The 15,151-nt window shown below is 50.4% G+C and carries 13 protein-coding genes; 8 read left to right on the top strand and 5 right to left on the bottom strand.

Annotated features, from left to right (window positions below; translation table 11 throughout):
* Nucleotides 1–24: 24 nt before the first annotated feature.
* The 5 genes from H7A02_05625 (at nucleotide 25) to msrA (ending at nucleotide 6,061) form a co-directional block, all read left to right on the top strand.
* Nucleotides 25–1,215: an O-succinylhomoserine sulfhydrylase gene (locus H7A02_05625; protein MCP5171730.1), complete on the top strand. Its 1,191-nt coding sequence runs from the start codon at nucleotides 25–27 to the stop codon at nucleotides 1,213–1,215.
* A gap of 74 nt (nucleotides 1,216–1,289) precedes the next feature.
* Nucleotides 1,290–2,207, top strand: coding sequence for a MoxR family ATPase (locus H7A02_05620; GenBank protein ID MCP5171729.1), 918 nt, complete (start codon nucleotides 1,290–1,292; stop codon nucleotides 2,205–2,207).
* A gap of 135 nt (nucleotides 2,208–2,342) precedes the next feature.
* The gene (locus H7A02_05615) at nucleotides 2,343–3,347 is read left to right on the top strand and encodes a DUF58 domain-containing protein (protein ID MCP5171728.1); all 1,005 of its coding nucleotides are present in this window, start codon (nucleotides 2,343–2,345) and stop codon (nucleotides 3,345–3,347) included.
* Nucleotides 3,347–5,365 (top strand): DUF3488 domain-containing transglutaminase family protein, encoded by a 2,019-nt coding sequence (locus H7A02_05610; GenBank protein MCP5171727.1) that lies wholly within the window; start codon nucleotides 3,347–3,349, stop codon nucleotides 5,363–5,365. Before H7A02_05615 ends, H7A02_05610 begins: the two co-directional genes overlap by 1 nt.
* 45 nt (nucleotides 5,366–5,410) lie before the next feature.
* Nucleotides 5,411–6,061, top strand: coding sequence for a peptide-methionine (S)-S-oxide reductase MsrA (gene msrA / locus H7A02_05605; GenBank protein MCP5171726.1), 651 nt, complete (start codon nucleotides 5,411–5,413; stop codon nucleotides 6,059–6,061).
* A gap of 117 nt (nucleotides 6,062–6,178) precedes the next feature.
* Here the strand turns inward: msrA and H7A02_05600 are convergent, their stop codons facing one another.
* The 3 genes from H7A02_05600 to H7A02_05590 all read right to left on the bottom strand — a co-directional run bounded on the left by H7A02_05600 (nucleotide 6,179) and on the right by H7A02_05590 (nucleotide 10,230).
* On the bottom strand, nucleotides 6,179–7,030 hold the full coding sequence (locus tag H7A02_05600) for a sulfurtransferase (protein MCP5171725.1): 852 nt from the start codon (nucleotides 7,028–7,030) through the stop codon (nucleotides 6,179–6,181).
* Nucleotides 7,031–7,084: 54 nt separating this feature from the next.
* On the bottom strand, nucleotides 7,085–8,470 hold the full coding sequence (locus H7A02_05595; protein ID MCP5171724.1) for a DEAD/DEAH box helicase: 1,386 nt from the start codon (nucleotides 8,468–8,470) through the stop codon (nucleotides 7,085–7,087).
* Nucleotides 8,471–8,625: 155 nt separating this feature from the next.
* On the bottom strand, nucleotides 8,626–10,230 hold the full coding sequence (locus H7A02_05590; GenBank protein MCP5171723.1) for an ABC-F family ATPase: 1,605 nt from the start codon (nucleotides 10,228–10,230) through the stop codon (nucleotides 8,626–8,628).
* A gap of 213 nt (nucleotides 10,231–10,443) precedes the next feature.
* Between H7A02_05590 and H7A02_05585 the strand changes: the two genes are divergently transcribed.
* Complete coding sequence (locus H7A02_05585) at nucleotides 10,444–11,064, top strand: class I SAM-dependent methyltransferase (protein MCP5171722.1); 621 nt, start codon at nucleotides 10,444–10,446, stop codon at nucleotides 11,062–11,064.
* 65 nt (nucleotides 11,065–11,129) lie between these two features.
* On the opposite strand, the gene H7A02_05580 is transcribed toward H7A02_05585, so the two are convergent.
* Complete coding sequence (locus tag H7A02_05580) at nucleotides 11,130–11,612, bottom strand: ferritin-like domain-containing protein (protein MCP5171721.1); 483 nt, start codon at nucleotides 11,610–11,612, stop codon at nucleotides 11,130–11,132.
* Nucleotides 11,613–11,705: 93 nt separating this feature from the next.
* Nucleotides 11,706–12,725 (bottom strand): hypothetical protein, encoded by a 1,020-nt coding sequence (locus H7A02_05575; protein MCP5171720.1) that lies wholly within the window; start codon nucleotides 12,723–12,725, stop codon nucleotides 11,706–11,708.
* Between the two features lie 154 nt (nucleotides 12,726–12,879).
* Between H7A02_05575 and H7A02_05570 the strand changes: the two genes are divergently transcribed.
* Complete coding sequence (locus tag H7A02_05570) at nucleotides 12,880–13,584, top strand: TetR/AcrR family transcriptional regulator (protein MCP5171719.1); 705 nt, start codon at nucleotides 12,880–12,882, stop codon at nucleotides 13,582–13,584.
* A gap of 289 nt (nucleotides 13,585–13,873) precedes the next feature.
* Nucleotides 13,874–15,067 carry a sulfotransferase gene (locus tag H7A02_05565; protein ID MCP5171718.1) on the top strand — a complete coding sequence of 398 codons (1,194 nt, stop codon included), beginning with the start codon at nucleotides 13,874–13,876 and terminating at the stop codon, nucleotides 15,065–15,067.
* Nucleotides 15,068–15,151: the final 84 nt, after the last annotated feature.

Here is a 15,151-nt window from a genome sequence, read left to right as displayed (position 1 = left end):
TAGTAACAGGGAGCCTTGAAAAAGGTGAGTGAGAACAACGAACCTGACAACTTACATCTGGATACGCTGGCAATTCGCACAGGTCATGTGCGAACACAGCACAGTGAACACAGTGAACCTGTATTTCTGACATCCAGTTACGTGTTTGACAGTGCTGCTGATGCGGCAGCCATATTTGCTGGTGATCAGCCGGGCAATGTCTATTCCCGCTATACCAACCCGACTGTGGCGGCATTTGAAACACGCATTGCCGCACTGGAAGGCGGTGAGCAGGCCGTCGCCACCTCATCCGGCATGGCGGCTATTCTGAGTACCTGTATGGCGCTGTTGAAAAGCGGTGACCATGTGGTGTGCTCGCGCAGTGTATTTGGTACTACCACCAATCTTTTTGACAAGGTTCTGAGAAAATTTGGTGTTGAGACAACATTTGTCACGTTGACTGACCTTGAATCATGGCGAGCAGCCATCACGCCCGAAACCCGGTTGCTGTTTCTGGAAACGCCTTCCAACCCACTGTGTGATGTCGCGGATATTCCAGCCCTGGCAGATCTTGCGCATGACAATGAGGCATTGTTGGTGGTAGACAACTGTTTCTGCACCCCGGCTCTGCAGCAGCCGCTATCTCTGGGAGCGGATATAGTCGTACATTCTGCGACCAAATATCTCGACGGGCAGGGCCGTTGCCTTGGTGGTGTCGCGATTGGAAGGGGCGAGCATATGCAGGAGGTGCTGGGTTTCATCCGTACCTGCGGGCCAACCATGAGTCCTTTTAATGCCTGGGTCTTTCTGAAAGGACTTGAAACCCTGCGCCTGCGTATGGAAGCGCATTCTGGTAATGCACTGGTGCTGGCGCAATGGCTTCAGCAACAGCCTTGCGTGGAAAAGGTTTTTTATGCTGGCCTGGAAGATCATCCGGGCCACGAACTTGCCTGCCGCCAGCAAAAAGGGTTTGGTGGGGTGTTGTCATTTCAGGTGAAAGGAGGTCGGACAGAAGCCTGGAAAGTGATCGACAATACACATTTGTTGTCACTGACAGCGAATCTTGGTGATGCCAAGACGACAATTGTTCATCCCGCAACCACTACCCACGGCAGACTTTCGACAGAACAAAAGGCCGAAGCCGGAATTGCCGAAAACCTTATTCGCATTGCGGTTGGCCTCGAGCACATCGACGATCTCAAGGCTGATCTTGCACGGAGTTTTGCGAAGCTGTAGCACATCAGTTTGACGTTGATAGCGTACAGTTATCCGGATGCCAACGGGCGACCCGTTCGAGATAAGGACATGCCATGCAAAAAGTGATCGAGACTATCATTGGTCATGTCAGTCAGGTACTGATTGGCAAAGAGCAGCAAGTCAAATTGTCACTGGCCTGTCTCTTTGCCCGGGGCCACTTATTGATTGAGGACTTGCCCGGGATGGGTAAAACCACGCTGGCTCATGGTCTGGCCAGTGTTCTTGGACTGTCTTACCAGCGTATACAGTTTACCAGCGATCTGTTGCCGGCCGATGTTATCGGCGTTTCTGTATTCAACAGGGACAAAAGCGAATTCGAGTTTCACCCCGGGCCGGTTTTCAGTCAATTATTGCTGGCTGATGAGATTAATCGCACCACACCGAAAACCCAGAGTGCTTTGCTGGAGGCTATGGCAGAAGGACAGGTCACCGTAGATGGTGAAACCCGACCACTGCCTCAGCCATTTTTTGTTATAGCGACCCAGAACCCTGTCAATCAGGCAGGAACCTTCCCTTTGCCGGAGTCCCAGCTCGACCGGTTTTTAATGCGCATTGAGCTGGGTTACCCTGATCCTGCTTCGGAGAGGCAAATACTGTCAGGTACTGATCCCCGAAAACTGCTCCAGCAACTGAAACCCCTTATATCGCCCGAGCAATTAACAGCCATTCAGAACAAGGTGGACACCATCAAGGCTTCTGAAGCCCTGATCGATTACCTGCAAAGGCTAATTCAACATACACGTGAAGCACCGGTTTTCCACCATGGCCTGTCACCGCGAGGCGCCCTGGCTGTGTTGCAAGGCGCCAGAGCCTGGGCACTGATTCATGGCCGGGGCTACACCATTCCCGAAGATATTCAGGCTGTTTTTCCGGCTGTGGCAGGGCATCGCCTGCGAGTAAAAGCCGAGCTTGCCGAGCACTCCGATGTTGCCCTGGCCGAGCAGGTGCTTGGCAGTGTTGATATTCTTTAGCGCCAAGGCGAAAAACAACAAGGGTCCAGGCATGTTACGCCGGGTTTGGATCTTCGGGTTGGCACGGGGTCGCTGTAAGGTATTGATCAGTATCTACTCCCATACAGATTGAGCGAAATGGAAATGGCGCAGCGAATGGGTACATTGTTCAGATCAAGGCTTGATCGCTGGTTTAAGAAACGATTGCCTCCGGCTAACCTCATACAGCTTTCCAGCCGACGTTTGTTTATTTTCCCCACCCGTGCAGGGTTTGTCTGGCTGGGGCTGTTACTTTTGAGTTGGCTGGTAGCGACCAATTATGAAAATAATGTGGTGTTCGGGTTTACCTGTCTACTGACAGCACTGTTTATCGTCGGCATCCTGGCTACCTATGCCAATCTGTCTGGTGTCAGTATTCGCTATATTCATGCAGCGCCTGTGTTTGCGGGTGAAATCGCCCTGATAGAAGTTGCCATTAGCCAACCTGTCAGGCGTGAACGCACGGCACTTCGATTGTATTTCAGTGAGGATGAGGCTGTTGCGGTATCCCTGCATGGGTTGGAGAGCCTATCCGTTAAGATCCCTGTGGCAACCACCCATCGAGGCTGGTTTGCCCCCGGCTGGCTGACAATTGAAAGTGTTTACCCTTTGGGTTTATTGCGGGTCTGGAGCCGTCTGGATCTGAATGGTCGTTGTCTGACCTACCCACGTCCAGTAAGTGGCAACCCGATTCAAACATTGATATCCGGTGCCGGTGGCGATCAAATCTGTACTGATGAAGGCAGCGAAGATTTTGTCGGTCTGAATAATTATCAGCCGGGAGACTCTTTGAAGCGGGTTGCCTGGAAGCAGTTTGCCCGAGGGCAGGGTATGCATATCAAGTATTATGCTGATTTCCAGAGTGAGGAGCTGTGGCTGGATTGGGAGTCATTTTCCGGTTGTGACAGAGAATCGAGGTTATCCCGTCTTTGTGGCCAGGTTTTGCGCATAGAAAACAGCAACCAGACAGATATATGTTATGGACTGAGGCTGCCAGGATTGGAGATTGCCCCCGCTTGTGGGGAAACACATCGCCAGCAGGTTTTACGCAGTCTTGCATTGTTTGAACTGTCGCATGATCGCGAAGGTCAGGGCCAAAATGCCCTGCAAGGGCGTCAGTGATGACAGCTCATTGGCAGCTAAACCGGGCAGGGTTATTCTGGTTGGTCGTTGCATTTTGCGTTATCACAGCAATGCATTTCGATCATTTACCCCCCTGGATAAACGCTGCCGGGGTAGTCGTGGTGGTGTGGCGCATTCAGCTCTACCGGGGAGCGTGGTCGCCTCCAGGCCGATTAATGCGATTCCTGTTGATGGCTCTCTGCGTCATGGGTTTATTGGTAGAGTATGGCAAACCAACCGGACTGGAGCCTATGGTGGCGCTGCTGGCATCCACTTTTGCCCTGAAGCTACTGGAAATGAACAGTAAGCGGGACAGCTACCTGGTTGTTTTTATGGCATTTTTTCTGTCATTGTTGCTGGCTCTTTTTGATCAGTCGATCCGATCGGCATTGTTTATGGCTATATGCCTGCTGCTTTCTACAGCAGCACTTATCGGTTTGCACGGGCAGGGAGTTGAATACCGTCTCTGGCGTCCGTTGCGAAGTGCATCAATATTATTGCTACAGGCTGTTCCACTTATGGTACTGATGTTTCTGGTTATGCCGAGGATTGGTGCATTGTGGTCGGTTCCTCAGAACAACCACAGTGCAAAAACAGGCATGTCAGAAACGGTGTCTCCCGGGGACTTCAGCAAGCTGGCCAGATCTGCAAAGCTGGCATTTCGGGTCAGTTTTGAGGGTGAAGTACCTCCCCGGCACCAGCTCTACTGGCGTGGGCTGATTCTCTCGAATTTTGATGGTCGTCAATGGAGTGGCGCGGGAGCACAGGGTTATGGGCGAGAGTCTCTGTTGTGGTGGCACGGAGAACCTGTGCCTGACTGGAACAAACTGGTAGAGCGCCGCAGCAACAGGGTCGATTATGAGGTTATTATTGAGCCTACTCAGCAGGCCTGGCTGTTTGCGCTGTCAACACCACAACCAAAGAGTCGTGATGTAGCCTTGACAAGGGATTTCCGGCTCATTGCCCGTCGGCCACTGGCGGCAAAAACCCGATATCGTGTACAGAGTTGGCTGGATTACCGGCTATCACCCGACAGTCTGACTCGCTGGCGGCGTGCCGTCGAGCTGAACATTCCTGAAGGCTTTAATCCGCAAACAGTTGCACTGGCACGGCAGTGGCGCAGCGAAAACCTTGACGAGCATACGTTAATACGCCGGGTGCTGGGCTTATATAATGAGCAGTTTGTTTACACCCTCGAGCCACCCCCGTTGGGCAAGCACAGCGTTGATGAATTTTTGTTTGCATCGAAACGGGGCTTTTGTGAACATTTTGCCAGCAGTTTTGTTTTTTTCATGCGAGCCGCCAGCGTACCTGCCCGTGTGGTTGTGGGCTATCAGGGAGGTGAGGTGCACCCTGATGGTTACCTGCTGGTCAGGCAATATGATGCCCATGCCTGGGCAGAAGTCTGGATCGAAGGTGAGGGCTGGATAAGAGTTGACCCCACCGCAGCGGTGGCACCGGAGAGGATTGAAGGCAGCCTTGCCGATATTCTGGGAGAAGAGCAGGAATTTCTTGCAGACTCGCCGCTGTCACTGGTGAGATTTCGGCATATCAACTGGCTGAACAACGTGCGCCTTCGACTGGAGTCAATGAACTACGCATGGGCACGCTGGGTACTGGGTTACGATAAAGAGCAGGATAATATTCTCAAGAACTGGTTTGGGGATACAAGTCCGGTACGTATTGCTCTGTGGTTATTATGCGTGGGTGGTGCGATCATCGGAGCACTGTCATGGTTGTACCTGCGGCAGTCTGTTGCCAGTCGGCACGACGAGCTGGATCAACTTTTTTTACGTGTATGCCGCCAGTTGGAAAAGGCGGGATATCCCCGAAAAACGGGTGAAGGACCTCAAGCTTATGCTGAAAGAGTCGCCGCCAGCAGGCCGGATATTGCAAGACAGGTGACTGCAATTAACAGGCGTTATCAGCGAATGCGCTATGGCGGTGAGAGCCTCACCAGACTGACGGAACTCAGGCGCGCGGTAAAGCAATTTAAAGCGAGTAAAACCGGGGCTTGAGCTATCTTTTGTGAAGACTGGTTCAAAACAGTAACGGAGAACACGATGTTTGGCTTATCGAAAAAAACTGAAATGGTAAAGGCGGACCAAGCGCTGCCGGGGCGGGTTGAGCCTGTAGCGATTACCAATCGGCACTTTGTTAACGGGCATCTGTTGCTGCCGCCATTTCCTGAGGGAATGAATCAGGCTATTTTTGCTCTGGGGTGTTTCTGGGGAGCCGAAAGGCGCTTCTGGCAGCAAAAAGGTGTGTATTCTACGGCTGTTGGCTACGCCGGTGGATTTACCCCAAACCCCACCTATGAAGAGGTGTGCAGTGGGCAGACCGGGCATACAGAAGTGGTACGGGTGGCTTTTGATCCCGAATCCATCAGTTACGGAAAGCTTCTGGAAGTATTCTGGGAATCCCACGATCCGACACAGGGCATGCGCCAAGGTAATGATGTTGGTACACAGTACCGCTCGGCGATTTATTGCTATGGAGAGCAACAACTGTTCACCGCAGAACAGAGCAGGCGTCATTACCAGCAGCAACTGGATAAATCCCGTTACCCCAAAATTACCACCGAGATAGCGCCGGTTCGAGAGTTTTACTATGCCGAAGACTACCACCAGCAGTATCTGGCCAAAAACCCCGGTGGTTATTGTGGTCTGGGAGGTACCGGTGTTTGTTTTTCCGGGCCTGCCAAGGCCCATTGAATGGCCATTTTTACGGTCAATCGCTTATCTGGGATGGCTAAATCGCATTTTTCCGCATCACTGGAGACAAGAATGATCCCATGTCGTGATAATTCAATGCGTGTTAACAGACTCTGATTAATGTTCTTCGCTATCGCCAATAGCTACCGGATTTTCCGGATAGCTGGACCAGTCGCTCCAGCCGCCGTCGTAAAGGCAGCTGTTTTCAACCCCGGCAAGCGCCATCGACAGCAGATTTACACAGGCCGTTACACCTGACCCGCAGTAAACCACATAGCGTTCTGCACTGGGCAATTGCTGCCAGATTTGCTGCTGGCACAAAGCCGGTTTGACGGTACCGTTTTCTTCGGTCACCCGTTGCCAGGGTGCATTGAATGCTCCGGGAATATGTCCGGCACACAAATCGATCGGTTCTGCTTCTCCACGGTAGCGGATGGCTTCTCGCGCATCAATCAGTTTGACTGCCGGATCGTTAAGGTGTTGGCTGACCCATCGCCGGTCAACAACGGGTAGCTGCCCTGGTCTTGCCTTGAAATTACCGGTTACCTTTGGCGGTTTAACCAGGGTTGATGTTGAAAATCCCGCCGCTTGCCAGCCAGATAAACCGCCATCCAGAATCATGACGTTTGAGTGGCCAAAATAACGCAATAACCACCAAAGTCGTGCTGCGCCCGCGAGTCGATTGTTGTCATAGGCGACCACAAGAGTATCCGTGTTGACGCCGTGCTGACGCATACGCTGTTGAAAAACTGAGGGGTCGGGCAGAGGATGGCGGCCGCCGTGTTGTGATTTGATGGCAGCAGACAGATCCAGCTCCATGTCCAGATGAAAAGCACCTGGAACGTGGTTGTCACCAAACTGTTGTTTGCCGAGGGTGTGGTCTGCCAGTGAAAAACGGCAGTCAAAAATAACGACCTTGCCTTTTTCAAGACCGGAAAGCTGTTGTGGCGTGATAAGCCATTGTTTCATGGCGTATTCCTGTCGCGCATTTACTGGATAGGGGTATTCTACCTTGCCATAGTGCTATCGGTTTCCCGACCTGTTGCCTGACCGGGTTCCTCCAGTGCTGCCACGATTTTGATCGTTTCTGCTACGATTGTTCCCGCTGGCACTGTTTCCCTGGTTGCCTCCGGTTCGATGTCTTTTGTTTTTACCTGCAGGTTTGTGGCCCCGTGCGGTATCGCCCGAGCGCAGGCCATCCCGATGGCCAGGTTTGGGTTTTTTGGCTTTGTTGGGCTTTATTGGCCGGTGATCAAGCCTTGATTCTGGCACATCGTGGCTAGGTTCGTAACCGTCAATTAATTCTCTGGGCAGTACCTGTTTAATCAAACGCTCAATATCCGACAGTTGCTTGGATTCGTCAGCACTGACTAGTGAGACGGCTTCGCCAGTAGCTCCGGCGCGACCGGTACGCCCAATTCTGTGCACGTAATCTTCGGGCACATTGGGCAGGTCGTAATTCACGACATGGGGTAACTGGTCAATATCCAGACCGCGTGCGGCTATGTCGGTGGCAACCAGAACCTGTGTCACCCCCTTTTTGAACTCGGCAAGTGCTTTGGTGCGTGCGCCCTGGCTCTTGTTACCGTGAATGGCCGCTGCCTTGATACCGGCATCTTCCAGTTGCCGGGCGATCTTGTTGGCACCGTGTTTTGTGCGTGAGAAAACCAGCACCTGTTGCCAGCGGTTATTTGCAATCAGCTCAATGAGGAGCGGTGTTTTCTGTTTTTTGTCTACCGGGCAAATCCATTGTTTGACTGCTTCAACAGTTGAGTTAGGTGGATTGACAGAAATCTCTACAGGGTTATGCACCAGCCCCTTGGCCAGCTTGCGAATTTCGTCCGAGAATGTGGCTGAAAACAACAGGTTCTGGCGTTGTCTGGGCAGCAGTGAAATGATGCGGCGAATATCGTGAATAAAGCCCATATCCAGCATGCGGTCAGCTTCATCCAGTACCAGTATTTCCAGTTGCTTGAAGTTCACGGCATTCTGGTTGTACAGGTCAAGTAGCCTGCCTGGTGTTGCGATCAGAACATCAACACCATTTCTCAGCTTCATCATTTGAGGGTTGATTTTCACACCGCCAAATACAACGGTGGAACGCAGGGGAAGATGACAGCCGTAAGTGGCTACGGCTTCTGCAACCTGGGCAGCGAGTTCACGTGTAGGGGTCAACACCAGCGCGCGGGCCTGGTTTGCCTTCGCGCGCTCACCTTTGCAGAGTCGGTCCAGCAATGGCAACGTAAAACCGGCGGTTTTACCGGTGCCGGTCTGGGCGGCCGCCATAACATCTTTACCCTCAAGAATAGCGGGTATTGCCTTGGCCTGAATCGGCGAAGGATCTTTATAGCCCTGTTCGGCTACTGCTTGCAGAATAGGGGCGGATAGCCCCAGGGTGTCAAAACTCATGGAATGTGCTCAATTAAATGGCGGGTATGTCAATCATGCTTGAAGGCCGTGCAGCTTACAGGAACTGGCCGTTAAGGGCTACGGAAAGTATGACCGGATGGATTTCGTGCTGTGCGTACCGGAAAGTGGGCTTTTCGGTTGTGGGTTTGCCTGAATCATGCGCGCCTGGCATTCAGTTCCTGGCTGGAGAGGTATTCCTCGTAGGTTCCCTGAAAATCAATCAGCTTGTGATTTTTGATTTCAATGATGCGGGTGGCCAGTGATGAGACAAACTCACGATCGTGGCTGACAAAAATAAGCGTGCCAGGGTAATTTTCCAACGCCAGATTGAGTGCCTCAATCGATTCCATATCAAGATGGTTTGTCGGTTCATCCATAATCAGAATATTACTGTCCATCATCATTAGTTTGCCAAACAGCAGGCGATTTTTTTCTCCACCGGAGCAGACGTTGACCTGCTTTTGAAAATCATCAGCTGAGAATAACAATCTTCCCAGTGTCGATCGCACAATCTGGTCATCATGTCTGGGTTTTCGCCACTGACTCATCCAGTCAAACAGGTTCAAGGTAGAGTCAAAGTCAGCGGAACTGTCCTGCGGGCAATAGCCCAGTGTGGCATTTTCCGCCCACTTGATAGTACCGCTAGCGGGTGTCAGTTCACCCATCAGGCAGCGCAAAAAAGTGGATTTTCCTGCGCCGTTTTCACCGATAACCGCGAGGCGGGCACCGGCTTCCAGTAACAGGTTGCCGCCTTGAAATAGATGGGTTTGGTCAAAACCATGGGCCAGTTCTTTAACGGTCAGTGCCTGACGGTGAAGTTTCTTTTCCTGATTGAAGCGAATATAAGGGCTGACGCGGCTGGAAGGTTTAATCTCATCAAGTTTAATTTTTTCAATCTGTCTGGCGCGCGATGTCGCCTGCTTGGCCTTGGAGGCGTTGGCTGAAAACCGGCTGACAAATTGTTGTAACTCTGCTATCTGGGTTTTCTTTTTCTCATTTTCAGAAAATTGCAGTTCGCGTGCCTGGGTTGAGGCAGTCATGAAATCATCGTAGTTGCCGGGATAAACTCGCAGCTCACCGTAGTCAATATCAGCGATATGGGTGCAGACAGCATTCAGAAAGTGGCGGTCGTGGGAAATGATCACCATCGTGCTTTTGTGCTGGTTTAAGATGCCTTCAAGCCAGCCAATAGTGTCGATATCGAGATTGTTGGTAGGTTCATCCAACAGCAGAATATCGGGGTCTGAAAACAGGGCTTGAGCCAGTAGTACGCGCAATTTCCAGCCTGGGGCAACATCGCTCATGAGGCCAAAATGAAATTCTTCATCAATGCCGGCCCCGAGCAGAATTTCTCCGGCTCGACTCTCGGCACTGTAACCATCCATTTCTGCAAACCGTACTTCAAGATCGGCCACCTTCATACCGTCTTCTTCACTCATTTCCGGCATGGCATAAATGCGCTCGCGTTCTTGTTTTACTTGCCAGAGCTCGGTGTGGCCCATGATGACGGTATCGATAACACTATAATGTTCAAAGGCGAACTGGTCTTGATTCAGCTTGCCGACTCGCTCATTGGGGGAGATGGAGACATTGCCGGCAGTGGGTATCAGGCTGCCATCCAGAATTTTCATGAAAGTGGATTTGCCACAGCCGTTGGCGCCAATCAAACCATAACGATTGCTATTGCCAAATTTGACGGAGATGTTTTCAAACAAGGGTTTGGCACCAAACTGCATGGTGACGTTTGCGGTAGCAATCAAAGGGTTATTCCTGAATGGTGGGCTGAAACGGGTGGGGTATGAGGCGCGTACTATAAGGCTTGGGAACCGATACGTCGAGTGATACCGACAGTATGTTGTCTGGCGTATTGCCCGGAAGAAGCATATGGCAATACAATCGAGTGGGTTTGGCTGTTTCTGGCCGTTTTTATGGGGCCGTGGGGGCTGCAAAATTACTAACCATCAAGGATTAACATGAGCTTTTACGAAGACAGAATCTTGCCTCACATTATAAATTGCGGTTGTTCTACCTCGGGTATTATGGATTTGCGTAGCAAAGTGGTGCCGCTGGCTTATGGCGATGTGTTGGAGGTAGGCATGGGGTCGGCCCTGAATCTGGGTTTGTACAATGCGGAAAAAGTGCAGAAAGTCTGGGGATTGGAACCATCTCTGGGGATGCGGAAAAGAGCAGCAAAGAATCTCGCAAAATCACCCGTTAATGTTGAGTGGCTAGGCTTGCCCGGTGAAAGAATTCCCCTTGACGACAACTCTGTCGATTCAATCGTATTAACTTATACCCTGTGTACAATTCCGGATTGGCGTGCGGCTATGGATCAAATGCACCGGGTGCTAAAGCCGGACGGGAAACTGTTTTTTTGTGAGCATGGTCGCTCTCCGGAAGGCTCTGTAGAAAAGTGGCAAAATAAACTGAACCCGGTGTGGGGCAAGGTATTTGGCGGCTGTAATCTCAACAGACCTGTTCAGAAAAACATCGAAGCAAGTGGTTTTTTGATAGAGTGGATCAAGAACAGCTATGTAGACAAAATGCCTAAATTTGCTTCCTATATGAGCTACGGTGAGGCTCATAAAATTTAGCCTCATTATCTGGCGGGTCTGGCCTGGAGGTACAAGGAAGGCGAAATCTGCTCAAGAGTTTCCTGCTAAAGCATGGAAATAACCTGTTCAATACGCTCGGCGTGACGGGTCTCTTCACGTGCGTTGAGTCGCAGAAGAGTTGCCACCTCTTCGTTGTCTTCATTACTGGCCCATTTGCTATATACATCATCGCCATGTCGCTCAAGAGCTGCCAGCATCACGAGAAATGCCTTATCGACAGCAATAGCATTCGAGGAATGTATAAACGGATTATCTTCCGGTGCTGGCAGGGTGAATGCTTCTCCCTTCACCCGCAAGGCTTTTTGCAGGCGATGGGCGTGACCACGCTCCTCTTGGCCATTGCGCTCCAACAATGCCCGTGTCTCATCGGAGGGCAGGTTGCTGGCCAGCCCTTTATAAAAACTCTCTCCGAATTGTTCTATCAGGGATAATATTTTCAAGTCATTGACAGAAAGTCGGTCGTAACTGCAAAGCAGATCAAAGGCTTCATTGGCATCAACGGGGTATCCCTGAGGAATGGCTGACATGCTTGTTCTCCTTTTCGGGTTTCGATGTTATCAAACTGTAGATGGGTCGCATCGGTTTGGCAACGCAAAAGATTCTATGGTTTGAGTGAAGGGTTAGAGAAACATACTGGAGCGCAGCGGACCATATTTCCAGAGTTCTACAATACCTGGTTCTGCTGCCAGTACATCCGGTATACGGTTAAACAGGCTGCTTGCAGACGCCATGCTGGACTCTTCCCGGACGACACGTACTTCCATACTCGGCTTGCCTTCCACTTTCCAGATCATTTGTTCTTTTTCATTCTGTTTGAAGTCGCGATACTCGAAGTGGCTGCACACAGAAATGCCCTCGCGGGTAGAAATTTCCACTAACATGCGTGTACCAATCACGGTACCTGCGGGCAGTGTTCGTTTTAGCCAGTGACTCTCGTGATCCTGTTCCCAGATAATGGGTTCAAGGCGCTCACTGGTGTTCGCAACTTCTAGTCCGAGAGCATCGATCACACACAGCGATGGAATTTTTGGGATTCCGGCTAAACCTTCCTGCCCGGCAACGCCTTTTTTCTCGTACTCGGCTACGGTGAGTCCCGCTCCGCAAAATTCCAATAGATGAACACCTTGCCTTGCTATGTCTGTAAAGGAGGTGTGGGTCATCGATTCGATATGGGTATTTGGTCCGACAGAGAGTATGCCTGACCAGATTCGGGTCATATCCCAGATACCTCCTCCGGTAAAGGTTACGCCCTTGGCTAAGGCCATGGCGTGCAATTTCTGAGCTATTTCGGGATTGGTACGGTAGGGAACACAGGATTCGGCGCCGTGGCAGAGAATATTCGCACCGGTAGCCATCAGGCGTTCATAAGAAGGGTAGTTGACATCCAGCCGGTCTGAAACGGCGACAAAGGCGACGTCCGCTTGCAGTGCTGCGTAGTCAGCCTTGTCGCAGTCTTCCACAATGATACCGGTTGCGTCCCTACCTAATAACTCGCCGAGATCTCGGCCGACCTTGTCGCCGGCGCGGTTGAAGGCGCCGATCACGGGCCAGCCTTTATCCAGTGCGAATCCGGCAATCTGTTGGCCAACAAACCCGAGCCCGTAAACAATAATGCGTGGTGAAATGTTGAGAGAGTTCATGACATTAGTTCCCTGTTACTTGATATTGAGTTGAATAGGTTTTGTTTTGTCGAAAAACACCGATAATAGACTCGGTTGACAAGAAACATTTTTGGGCCACCATACAGAAGGAACATGAAGGGGCACCTGCAAGCTGAATGCGAGAAAACTGAAGATGGCAAGCAAGCACAGCGAAAAAGAGATTAAAGCGGAAGAGTACGAATTAATCCGCCCCCAGGCCGTGATGCGGCGACAGCCCAAGCAGGAACGCTCCATTCGCGTTGTCAACGCTATCGTCGATGCTGCCCATGAAATTCTGTTGGAACACGGCAGGGATGGTTTGACGACAACAATACTCGAAGTTGTGTCTGGTATTCCTAAATCGTCCATCTATCAGTATTTCCCCGATCTGGATGCCATCGTTTTTGAGGTGTATCGGTTAGTCATACGTGAATGTCACCATAAAGGGTTTGAAACATTTCCCGATGATCAGGAACTAACGGTCTTGTCATTTATCTACTGGCTGCTGGACTGGGCTATTGATGTTCATCGAAAAGTGATGGAGATTGATGAACAACTGCTGCTGCAGCACAAGGGTTTCTGGGATACCTGGAAAGAACTTGATCAAAACCTTGCTCCTGGGGCGTCTACAGAAAAATTCATTTACGAAAAACTAAAAAGCTGTTCGGATTTCAAATCATCGCCCGACGATATGATGCGGGTTCACGCTCTGGGTCGTGCTGCCCAGCTTCTGGTTTATTCTTTAATAACAGATAACGCCAGGTTTATTGATAATCCCGGTTTTCGGGATATGCTGGCACGAATGTGCTATGCCATCTTTGAAGAAGCGGATATCTCCGCAATTTCCCCGGCCGGATAACAATCTGGTCGCCAGATTACCAGTGGCGAATTAAATTTGCTAAGTCTCTGTGGCACCTTTACAGGGTGATCTTCTCGAAAATTTCCAACCCTCACCCGAAATATAAAAAATTAGTTTTATTTTTCAATCAGATAGGGTTGTGTTAAAAGTTGGGGAAACATGACCTGCTTATTGTTGCCCCTTTCTTTTGGCTATCGGTATAGTGGTTAGCATATACATAAGAAATCGTCAGCAGTTTGGCGATTATAAAACCAGCAACCACCTTACTAGACTAAATCGAGCTATAACTATGACTGATCAAGATACTGATTTGGCAGCTACTGATATGCCGCCACCCTTGCCACTGGAAGTCGATGCCATCCTTGAAGCAGCCAGACAGGCAACCGGTTTGAGTGATTTCGGCGACGAAGGTTTTATGGACGGTTTAACCCGGTTGGTTAATGCTGTTAGAGAAGAGGGGAATCTTCACGAAGGCGGTAAAATAGGTCAGCCTTACGGGTTTGTTCGGCTGCTGAGTAATCGCCTGCGCTATATCGACGATGTCAAGAAGCACCCGGAGATACTGGACGAAAAGATTGAGGCGCCCATTATCATTGCTGGCCTGCCAAGAACAGGAACCTCAAAGCTACAGCGTGTTTTGTCCGGTGACCCCAATGTTCAGACGCTTCAGGTTTGGAAGTTGTTTAATCCAGCACCTTATCCCGGCGAGGACTTCAATAATCCGGTTGAGCGCATTGCTTATGCCAAAGGGGTTGAGGAAGTTTTTAAAACACAGTATCCAGGCTGGATGGCAATGCATCCGATGGAGGCTGAGGAACCGGACGAAGAGTTGTTTATCATGGAAATGTCGTTTGAGTGCGCCGTTTCTTCTATGGTTGCTCGCTCTCCGTCATTCCGTGAGTATGCTACCCATTGTGACCCTACACCTACTTACGACATTCTGCATAAAATGTTGCAGTATCTTCAGTGGCAGGATGGCGGTGCACGTGGTCGTCCGTGGATTATGAAATCACCTTGCCACATTGGTTATCTTGATACGCTGTTTAAGTTCTTTCCGGATGCCATTGTCATACATTCGCATCGCGAACCTATTGAAACCGTCCCTTCGTTTGGTCAACTGATTGTTGAACTAAGAAAGACCTCGACTGACACCATCGATCCTGTAGAAGTTGCCCATGAATGGTTTGAATATTGGGCATCTTTGACTGACAAGTACCTCGAAGTGCGTGACAGCCTGCCTATGGATCAGATCGTTAATGCAACATTTGATGACATCTGTAACAACCCTCTCTCGGTGATAGAAGAGGTTTACAAAAAATCGGGTCGTGAGCTGACAGATGACGTCATTGAGAGCTGCTTGAGTTATGAAAAAAGACGGCCTGACAAGTACTGGGGCTCCTATAAGTATTCTCTGGAAGAGTTCGGCATTACAGAAGAAGAGGTCAATGAGCGCTTCAAAAATTACCGTGCACTCTTTTGCTAGAACAGTTCTGCTTATTAAGTGTTGCTAACGGAGTTTGTTAGCAACACTAACGAGACAGAGCCTGCTAAATGGCTCTGTAAGCTT

The sequence above is a fragment of the Pseudomonadales bacterium genome, assembly GCA_024234435.1.
Lineage (GTDB): Bacteria > Pseudomonadota > Gammaproteobacteria > Pseudomonadales > Porticoccaceae > JACKOF01.
The sequence above is the reverse complement of the archived record's forward strand: the minus strand, read 5'-3'. Positions and strand labels throughout refer to the sequence as shown.